The 1,442-nt window shown below is 68.3% G+C and carries 2 protein-coding genes; one reads left to right on the top strand and one right to left on the bottom strand.

All coding sequences use genetic code 11. The features are described 5' to 3' along the window. Positions 1 to 645: TetR/AcrR family transcriptional regulator (locus tag C5O18_RS09520; protein WP_105193392.1), on the bottom strand; the 645-nt coding region annotated here is incomplete at its 3' end. A gap of 190 nt (positions 646 to 835) precedes the next feature. Between C5O18_RS09520 and C5O18_RS09515 the strand changes: the two genes are divergently transcribed. Next, positions 836 to 1,442: TolC family protein (locus tag C5O18_RS09515; RefSeq protein ID WP_158249328.1), on the top strand; the 607-nt coding region annotated here is incomplete at its 3' end.

Here is a 1,442-nt window from a genome sequence, read left to right as displayed (position 1 = left end):
GTAGCGCGCGAGGAACAGTGCCACGCCTTCGCGGACCAGGTGTTCATCCTGTCCGGCCTCCGGCTTGCCCAGGCCCAGGGTGGCATGCAGGTGCGGGCGCCCCAGCATCAGCGCCAGCAACTGGTCGGCCGCGAGCGGCACGTCATCGATGTGCAGGGTGCCGGCGGCCATGGCCGATTCCAGATAGCGGCAGACATGCTGGGCGATGCGTGTCGGCCCGGCCTTGAAGAAGCCCTGGCAGACATCCGGCTGCAGCGTGGCCAGGCCGTGGAGCATGCGGTGCAGCTGGATGACGTCGTCCGAGCGCATGAGCTTGAGGAACTGCCGTGCGATCAGGCGCAGGGCCTCCTCCGGGCGTGACGGACTCAGGCTGTCAGCGCCGAAGTCCTCGAAGATGCTGTCGGTACGGGCGGCGACACAGGCCTCGATGAGTGCGTTCTTGCTGGCGAAGTAGTTGTACAGCGTCATCTTGGAGACGCCTGCCGCCTGCGCCACCGACTCCATGCTGGTGCGTTCGAATCCCTGCTCCAGGAACTGGCAGGAAGCGGTCAGGATGACCCGTTTCAGGCGTTCCGGGTCGCGCGGGCGTCCGCGTTTCGGGCGGGCCGGCACCTCGGCCGAGGCCTGTGCCTTGTCGATTTTCATTACTTGACAGTCCAGTAAAGAAATAATATTAACTGTACCACTTGGTCCAATTAATGGTCAAAGCATGATCGGCTACGGGGCTGTCCGCGTCAGGCGGACCCATTCCTTTCTCATTCTACGTGCTCCGGGCATGGTGCTGGCGGCCTCCTTGCTGGGGGGCTGTGCCGTGACGCCGCCACCCGAGCCGGCGTTGACACTGTCGCCAGCCTGGCAGGGTGGTGCGAACGAGGGCGAGGTGCTGGCCCGGGAGTGGTGGCGCCAGTTCTCCGATCCGGTGCTCGATGCCCTGATCGCGCAAGGGCTGGCCGGCAATCATGATGCTCGGCTGGCGGTTGCACGGGTGGCGCAGGCGCGCGCCGGCCTGGGGGCCAGCCAGTCGCAGCTCTGGCCTTCGCTGGCGCTGACCGGGTCGCGTTCGGACAGCCGTTCCGGCCTGCCGGCCGCCTACAAGGCCGGCGAGCCGGATACCCAGGCCAGCCGGCTGGCGCTGGACCTGAACTGGGAGCTGGACATCTTCGGCGCCGCGCGGGCGGCACGGCGGGCGGCAGGGCGTGACCTGCTGGCGGCCGAGGCGGGTATCGACGGCGCCCGGCTGATGGTGAGCGGCGAAATCGCGCGCCAGTACTTCATCTGGCGCGGTGCGCGCGAGCGCCTGCTGCTGCTGGAGGATATCCTGGGCAGCCTGCGCCGCACCGAGGCGCTGACGCGCAGCCGTCACCGCGCCGGCCTGGCCAGCGACCTGGACGTGGCGCTGACCAGCGGCGAGACGCGCAATACCGAGGCGCTGGCACCACAGC

The sequence above is a fragment of the Amnimonas aquatica genome (assembly GCF_002943415.1).
In the GTDB taxonomy this organism is placed as follows: domain Bacteria; phylum Pseudomonadota; class Gammaproteobacteria; order Pseudomonadales; family Moraxellaceae; genus Perlucidibaca; species Perlucidibaca aquatica_A.
The sequence above is the reverse complement of the archived record's forward strand: the minus strand, read 5'-3'. Positions and strand labels throughout refer to the sequence as shown.